Annotated in this window: 10 protein-coding genes; 5 read left to right on the top strand and 5 right to left on the bottom strand. The window is 68.6% G+C overall.

Annotation, left to right across the window (positions count from 1 at the left end; genetic code table 11):
- Positions 1-44: 44 nt before the first annotated feature.
- Positions 45-734: a hypothetical protein gene (locus tag CCN37_RS24230; RefSeq protein WP_086824993.1), complete on the top strand. Its 690-nt coding sequence runs from the start codon at positions 45-47 to the stop codon at positions 732-734.
- Positions 735-771: 37 nt separating this feature from the next.
- On the top strand, positions 772-1257 hold the full coding sequence (locus CCN37_RS24235) for a peptidylprolyl isomerase (protein WP_086824995.1): 486 nt from the start codon (positions 772-774) through the stop codon (positions 1255-1257).
- Here CCN37_RS24235 and CCN37_RS24240 read toward each other — a convergent pair.
- On the bottom strand, positions 1254-1868 hold the full coding sequence (locus CCN37_RS24240; RefSeq protein WP_086824997.1) for an NADPH-dependent F420 reductase: 615 nt from the start codon (positions 1866-1868) through the stop codon (positions 1254-1256). The genes CCN37_RS24235 and CCN37_RS24240 overlap by 4 nt on opposite strands.
- Before the next feature lie 65 nt (positions 1869-1933).
- Between CCN37_RS24240 and CCN37_RS24245 the strand changes: the two genes are divergently transcribed.
- Complete coding sequence (locus CCN37_RS24245) at positions 1934-2269, top strand: helix-turn-helix domain-containing protein (RefSeq protein WP_086824999.1); 336 nt, start codon at positions 1934-1936, stop codon at positions 2267-2269.
- On the opposite strand, the gene CCN37_RS24250 is transcribed toward CCN37_RS24245, so the two are convergent.
- Positions 2259-2573, bottom strand: coding sequence for a multidrug efflux SMR transporter (locus tag CCN37_RS24250; RefSeq protein ID WP_086825000.1), 315 nt, complete (start codon positions 2571-2573; stop codon positions 2259-2261). The genes CCN37_RS24245 and CCN37_RS24250 overlap by 11 nt on opposite strands.
- Positions 2570-3205, bottom strand: coding sequence for an FMN-dependent NADH-azoreductase (locus CCN37_RS24255; protein WP_086825002.1), 636 nt, complete (start codon positions 3203-3205; stop codon positions 2570-2572). Before CCN37_RS24255 ends, CCN37_RS24250 begins: the two co-directional genes overlap by 4 nt.
- Positions 3206-3256: 51 nt before the next feature.
- Between CCN37_RS24255 and CCN37_RS24260 the strand changes: the two genes are divergently transcribed.
- Positions 3257-3817, top strand: coding sequence for a TetR/AcrR family transcriptional regulator (locus CCN37_RS24260; protein ID WP_086825003.1), 561 nt, complete (start codon positions 3257-3259; stop codon positions 3815-3817).
- A 45-nt stretch (positions 3818-3862) separates the two neighbouring features.
- Here CCN37_RS24260 and CCN37_RS24265 read toward each other — a convergent pair whose 3' ends face one another.
- Positions 3863-4924 (bottom strand): CHAT domain-containing protein, encoded by a 1062-nt coding sequence (locus tag CCN37_RS24265; protein WP_168200831.1) that lies wholly within the window; start codon positions 4922-4924, stop codon positions 3863-3865.
- 237 nt (positions 4925-5161) lie between these two features.
- The gene (locus CCN37_RS24270) at positions 5162-5461 is read right to left on the bottom strand and encodes a helix-turn-helix transcriptional regulator (RefSeq protein WP_086825007.1); all 300 of its coding nucleotides are present in this window, start codon (positions 5459-5461) and stop codon (positions 5162-5164) included.
- An 83-nt stretch (positions 5462-5544) separates the two neighbouring features.
- On the opposite strand from CCN37_RS24270, the gene CCN37_RS24275 reads away from it, so the two are divergent.
- On the top strand, positions 5545-6534 hold the full coding sequence (locus tag CCN37_RS24275) for a zinc-dependent alcohol dehydrogenase family protein (protein ID WP_086825009.1): 990 nt from the start codon (positions 5545-5547) through the stop codon (positions 6532-6534).
- Positions 6535-6550 lie beyond the last annotated feature (16 nt).

Raw genomic sequence — 6550 nt, forward strand, 5'->3', positions numbered from 1 at the left:
TCCGACCACTGTCGACCTGGGGGTTCAGGACACAGAATTGACCCATGTCCGAAGCCCGGGTCAGTCCCGACGCGCAGCGCGTGCACCCTGCCGTCGAGGCGATCGGCGTTGCCCTGGACGCGTGGCTGGACAAGTTCTCCCTCGGCGACGAACGGCTTCGCGGAGCCCGCTTCCACGTGCTCGCCGCGAGGGTCCTGCCCGACGGCGCGCGGGTGAACGTCGAACTGCTCGCGCAGTGGGCCGCCTGGCTGGCCGCGCAGCCCAGCGCCGCCGCGCACGCCGACCTCGTCTCGGTCATCGAGGGCACCGTGCCCGCCGACGAGGCCGCGCCGACCGTGCTCGCGCTCGCCGATCTGTGGCCGCGCACCGCGGTCGGCATGTCGCTGTCCTGGCGGCGCCGCTGCCTCCAGCACGCCCACGACGGCAGCGGCCTCGTGGTCTACGACATCGTGGAGTCGGTGCGCCGCACGGAGATCCCGATCGGCATCGCGCACTCCACGGCGTGGAAGACGATCTGCGGCACGGTCGGCGAACTCACCGAGTGGTGCGCCACCGACCCGCCGATGGAGGAGCTCCAGCACCGGCTCGACCAGCTCGCCGCCGCCCAGCTGGAGCTCGTCCGCCACCTCCGCAGCTGCCACCCGGCCATCTACGCGCCGGTGCTGGAGGTGGCGGAGACGATCTGCGCCATCCCCGGAGCGCGCCTGGCCTGGCGCCAGGAGATCAGCCCCTGATCAGCGTCGCCGAGGGGCAGTTGGCAGGATCTTGGTCATGACCAACGTCAAGCTGCACACCTCCCACGGCGAGATCGTCCTCGAACTGGACGCCGAGAAGGCGCCCGGCACGGTGGCGAACTTCGTGGAGTACGTGAAGAACGGGCACTACGACGGCACGATCTTCCACCGCGTGATCGCGAACTTCATGATCCAGGGCGGCGGCCACAACGCGGACATGTCGAAGAAGCCGACCGGCGCCCCGATCCAGAACGAGGCGAACAACGGCCTGAAGAACGACCACTACACGGTGGCCATGGCGCGCACCGGCGACCCGCACTCGGCCACCGCGCAGTTCTTCATCAACACCACCGACAACGGCTTCCTCAACCACACCGCGCCGACCGCGCAGGGCTGGGGCTACACGGTGTTCGGCAAGGTGACCGAGGGCCACGCCACCGTGGACGCCATCGGCGCGGTGCGCACCGGCGGCGGAGACGTCCCCGTGGAGACCGTCACCATCACCAAGGCCGAGGTTCTCTAACCAACGCGCGGAACGGCGGAGTTGGGGTCAACCCCGGAGAACGCCAGGCCGATCACGAATCCGGCTGTCTCCTCCAGCTGCCGAGCGCGGCTCAGCGGCCCCAACACCGCCGGACTCCCACCGGCATCGCGCACCAGCTCACCGACCACGCGCAGCGCTCCGGCGTCGTCGCCGCACATCGCGACCGTGACCGGCGAGGCCTCCGGCTCGGTCCACTGGTCAGCAGCGAAGAGGTGGAACGCCTTCACCACGTGCGCGCCCGGTGCCAGCTCAGCGACGCGCTCGGCGGCGGAGGTCGCGGTGAGCAGCACACCGACCCCGTGCTCGACCGCGTTCGTCGGCTCGATCAGCGGTGTTCCGCCCAACGAGCCCTCCGCCGCTCCCGCGCTCAGCAACATCTCCTCCACGCCGTCCCACGAGACGGCGAGCAGCACGGAGTCCTTGTCCCGCACCACTTCCCTCGGCGACGCCGCGCGTCCGCCCACCTCGTCGGCGATCGAGCGCGCCCTCTCCGGCGAGCGTCCGCCGACCTCGATGTCGTGCCCGGCCCGCGCCCAGCTCTTCGCGAGGGCCGTCGCGAGCGTTCCCGTTCCCAAGATTCCGATTCGCATGCCGGGAACGCTAGGCAGTCCGACGCGCACCGATCGGTGCGTTTCGGCAGGAGCATGATGAGGGCATGGCCGACTGCTACGAGCTGGTCGCGGACTGCCGGCTCCGCGCGGCGACCGACCTCTTCGCCCACACCTGGAACCCGGTGGTGCTCGCCGCCCTGCGAGAGGCGCCAAGGCGGCGGGTGGAGCTGCGCGCGTCGATCGGCGGCATCAGCGACAAGGTGCTCACGGAGACGCTGCGCCGCCTGCTCGGTCGCGGGCTCGTCGAGCGGCGCCGCTTCGCCGAGGCCCCGCCCCGCGTGGAGTACGCGTTGACCGCGCTCGGGAAGTCCCTGGTCGACGGGCCGATGCGCGCGCTCGGCGACTGGGTCGTTGAGCACGGGGACGACCTCATCCAGTGAGCCGCGCGAGCAGGACTCCGCCGGTGATCATCGCCAGCGCGAGGACGCGGCCCAGGCTCAGCGGGTCGTCGTCGAGCAGCACGCCCAGCGCGACCGCGCCGACCGCTCCGATCCCGGTGAAGACCGCGTAGGCGGTGCCGACCGGGATGGAGTTCATCGCGATCGACAGCAGCAGCACCGCGCCCGCCATGAGCAGCAGGCAGATCAGCGTGGGCAGCGGCCTGGTGAAGTTCTGCGTCGGCTTGATGCTCTGCGACCAGGCGACCTCGACCACCCCGGCCGCCACCAGGATCAGCCAGTTCACAGTGTCGCCGCCGCGCGCTGGGCGGCTTCCAGGGACTCCGCGTGCTCGTCCCACCGATGCGCCAGCGCCGGGTCGATCGTGGCGTTGACCAGCTCGGCGTTGATGAAGCGCACGTCCTCGACGGCGAAGTGCCCGAGGAAGAAGTCCCGCAGGTAGCGCTCCTGGTGGTCGAAGGGCTCGCGCGGAGTTCCGGGCCCGTAGGCACCGCCGCGCGCGCTCGCGACCACGAAGCTGCGGCCCGCCAGCGACATCTTGGGGAAGGTGACCTGGTCGATCCACGCCTTGAGCGCCGAGGGGATCGAGAAGTTGTACATGGGCGTGCCGATCAGCACGACGTCGGCGGCGACCAGCTCGTCGAGCAGCGGCTCCAGCACCCGCCACGCCTCCCGCTGTTCCGGTGTGCGCACGGCTTCGCGGTAGCGGTGGATGTCGGTGATCCCGTTGGCCAGGACGTGGTCGCACAGCTCGGTCCACGCCTCGGTGATGTGCGGGACCGGCTCGGCGGCGAGGTCGCGATACCGATACTGACCTGCTGGATTCTGCAATTGCCAGGCTTCGGCGTACGCCTTGGAGAGTCGACGGGAGACCGAGTTCCGGCGCGCGCTGGCGTCGAGGTGCAATAAAGTGGACATGCTGTCCACTTAAACACGGAAGCGGACGCCGTGTCCAGATAGACTGCTCGCATGGAGAGAGCAGACGCCGCGCGCAACCGGGCCCGCATCCTCGCGGCGGCCGCCGAGGTGTTCTCGACCAAGCCCGCGCACGAGGTCACGATGGACGAGATCGCCAAGGCGGCTGGCGTCGGCCGGGGCACGCTCTACCGCCGCTACCCCGACCGCGCCTCGATCGCGGTGGCCCTGCTCGACGAGCACGAACGCGTGCTCCAGGAAAGCCTGATGCGCGGCGAGGCCCCGCTCGGCCCCGGCGCCCCACCGGCTGAGCGGCTGGCGGCGTTCTACGCGGCGATGGTGGAGCTGCTGGAGAACCACCGGCACCTCGTGCTCGGCAGCGAGGTCGGGCGCTCGCGCTTCGAGACCGGCGCTTACGGTTTCTGGCGCACCCACGTCCGCTCCCTGCTCGTCGCCGCCGCCGTGGCCGAGCCGGACGCGCTGGTCGAGGTGTTGCTCGCTCCGCTGGCGCCCGAGGTCTACGCCTACCAGCGCGAGGACCGCGGCCTCACCCCGGCCGAGATCACCGCCGCGCTCACTCGGCTGACCGCGGTGCTAGGTGGGCGGTGTCGTTGAAGCTGAGCACTGCTGGAGGCCGCTTTTCCTAGCAGGACAGAATGGTCAGCCTGCGGCATCCGCTGGTGGACGGACGAGGACAACATCAGCTGGATCGACGTCATCCCGATTGAGGAGCTTGATCATCCAGCTCTCGTCGTCGAGCCCGCCCATCACGACCGCAAGCACCCCTTGCTTGTAGGCGTTGTTCACTGATTGGCCAGACGCCACTGCGGAGTAGAACTGCGTGGCGAAGAGCGCGGCAGCCTCATCCAAGACGGAGTCCGCCATGGCGATGACGAGCGGCACGGCAGACAGCACCTCGTCACTAATGGCGTCGACTGTGTCGCAGGCATTGAGCACCAACAGTGCCGGGGGTCGATCAACAGCGGCGAGCGCCATGCCTAGGTGATCGATGCTGACCTCTCGCCCATGCGGGTCAGCAACGTCTCCGTTGTCCATCACGATAGTGCCATCGCCACCGTGACCAGAAAAATGGACGACGTGAGGTCGCAGGTCATTGAGGCCGTCGAGCAGGTCTTGAGGCGTCGCAGCGGGACGCAACTCGATCTCCACGTAGTCACGATGCAGAGTTCCGCGGACAGCCCGCTGTACCCTCCCCACTTCAGCATCGACACGCAGATTCATACCTGGGTTCGACGTCAAGTAGAGAAGCCGCAGCTCTTCCGTCTTGGGCGTCGGCACCTGCTGGATCTCATACACATGACGAACTACTGGGCGCGACAACCTGGCAACCTGTTTCGCGTGATCGAGTTCCTCACGCCGACGCCGTTGGGTGGACTGCTCTTCTTTCCGCATCGCCGCTTGGCGCTCACGGCTCAGATTGGTCTCAGCCGTGTTGAGCTTCTTGGTCCGATCGGCGATCTTGCTGGCTGCACCTGCGACCTTGGTGTCTTCGCTCTCTGCTCGCTTGTCCGCGCTTCGTGCCGAGTTCTCGTACGAGCGCGCCATAGAGGGGCTGGTCGTCGGCTTGATCTTGGCGCGATGCGAGGACGCTTCGCTTCGCGCTTTCGAAGCCGCAGCCCTAGCCTTGGCTTCGTCTGAACGTAGCTTCGCCAGCTCTGTGTTGAGCCGGTTGATCTGGTCGCGATGCTGCTTTTCGGACACCGGGTCTCCTGCCATGTAGCCCCTCTCTTCCATCATGAGGGGCTACACCGACCAAAATGGCAGGCTGGGTCCCAGCTGTCACCGGATCGAGCCCGACTAGAACAGGTGCCGCAGGCTTAGAACTCAAGCTTCCAGCGGAGTGTGGCCCCCCTCGGACTGGCAATTCCAAGCGCCCCAACGGATGCGGGCGCACCACCCGATCAGCAGGCACAAGCGAGAGCAGTCCGCTTGCTTTCCTCACGGAGTGATTGCGGCGAGCAGGCCGGGGAAGGCCTCGTCCATCTCCGCGCGGCGCAGGGTGTTCAGCCGCGCCGTGCCGACGTAGTGCTGCCGGATCAGCCCGGCTTCGCGCAGCACGGTGAAGTGGTGGGTGGCGGTGGACTTGCTGACGGGGATGTCGAAGTCACCGCACTTGATGTCCTCGGCCGAGCGGGCGAGCTGCGTGACGATGCTCCGGCGCACGGGGTCGACCAGGGCTTCGAGGACCCGTTGCAGGTCGAAGTCCTCGACGTCGGGGTGTGCGGGGGCGCGTCCCATGCGGTCAATAGTACGACACCAGTCGAAGTTTGACGGGCGTCGTACTTCTGTGCTTCGGTGGAAGCACGACCGAGGAGGACGAGATGGCGAGAACCGTGCGGTTCCACGAGATCGGCGGCCCTGAAGTGCTGCGCCTGGAGGACGTGGAGCCGGGTGCGCCCGGGCCGGGCGAAGTGCTGCTGCGGGTGGAGGCGATCGGGATCAACCGCGCCGAAGTGCTCTTCCGTGGCGGCCAGTACATCGAGGCCCCGAAGCTGCCCGCCGGGCTCGGTGCGGAGGCCGCCGGTGTCGTCGAGGCGGTCGGTTCCGGCGTGAGCTTCGCCGTGGGTGATCGCGTCAGCGTGCTGCCCGCCTTCTCGCAGAACGACTACAGCGTCTACGCGGAGCTGGCCGTCGTGCCCGCCGACGCGCTGCTGCACCGGCCCGAGGGCGTGGACGCGGTGACCGGCGCAGCGGTGTGGATGCCGTACCTCACCGCCTACGGCGCGATGGTCGAGGTCGGCGGGATGCGCGCGGGCGACACGGCGGTGATCAACGCGGCGTCGAGCAGTGTCGGCATCGCCGCGATCCACACCGCGAACCGCCTCGGTGCCACACCCATCGCGGTGACGCGCACGGCGGCCAAGAAGCAGCGGTTGCTGGAGGAAGGCGCCGCGGAGGTGATCGTCTCCGATGAACAGGACATCGCCGCGTCGATCCTCGCGCTGACTGGCGGCAGGGGTTCGGAGTTCGTATTCGACGCGGTCGCGGGCCCCGGAGTCCTGGAGTTGGGCCGCGCGGTCGCCGCTGACGGGACGTTGTTCCTGTGGGGTGCGCAGAGCGGCCAGCCGACGCCGTACCCGGGCTTCGACCTGGGCATGCCCGCGCTCAACATCCGCACGTTCACCGTCCACGAGATCACCCGAGCCTCGGAGCGCCTGCGCCGCGCCGCCGCGTTCGTGACCTCGGGCCTGCGCACGGGCGCGTTCCGCGCTGTGGTGGACCGAGTGTTCCCGCTGGCGGAGATCTCCCTGGCGCACGAGCACATGGAGTCCAACACCCAGATCGGCAAGATCGTCGTCACGACCACCTAAGGGCTGTCTCGTAAGT

Source organism: Allokutzneria sp. NRRL B-24872 (assembly GCF_002155965.1).
Lineage (GTDB): Bacteria > Actinomycetota > Actinomycetes > Mycobacteriales > Pseudonocardiaceae > Allokutzneria.

Excerpts from the sequence above, each read along its gene's own strand:
- CCN37_RS24230 (WP_086824993.1), top strand. The coding sequence starts at position 45 with ATGTCCGAAGCCCGGGTCAGTCCCGACGCGCAGCGCGTGCACCCTGCC.
- CCN37_RS24270 (WP_086825007.1), bottom strand. The coding sequence starts at position 5,461 with ATGGGACGCGCCCCCGCACACCCCGACGTCGAGGACTTCGACCTGCAA.
- CCN37_RS24275 (WP_086825009.1), top strand. The coding sequence starts at position 5,545 with ATGGCGAGAACCGTGCGGTTCCACGAGATCGGCGGCCCTGAAGTGCTG.
- CCN37_RS24260 (WP_086825003.1), top strand. The coding sequence starts at position 3,257 with ATGGAGAGAGCAGACGCCGCGCGCAACCGGGCCCGCATCCTCGCGGCG.
- CCN37_RS24245 (WP_086824999.1), top strand. The coding sequence starts at position 1,934 with ATGGCCGACTGCTACGAGCTGGTCGCGGACTGCCGGCTCCGCGCGGCG.
- CCN37_RS24255 (WP_086825002.1), bottom strand. The coding sequence starts at position 3,205 with ATGTCCACTTTATTGCACCTCGACGCCAGCGCGCGCCGGAACTCGGTC.
- CCN37_RS24235 (WP_086824995.1), top strand. The coding sequence starts at position 772 with ATGACCAACGTCAAGCTGCACACCTCCCACGGCGAGATCGTCCTCGAA.
- CCN37_RS24240 (WP_086824997.1), bottom strand. The coding sequence starts at position 1,868 with ATGCGAATCGGAATCTTGGGAACGGGAACGCTCGCGACGGCCCTCGCG.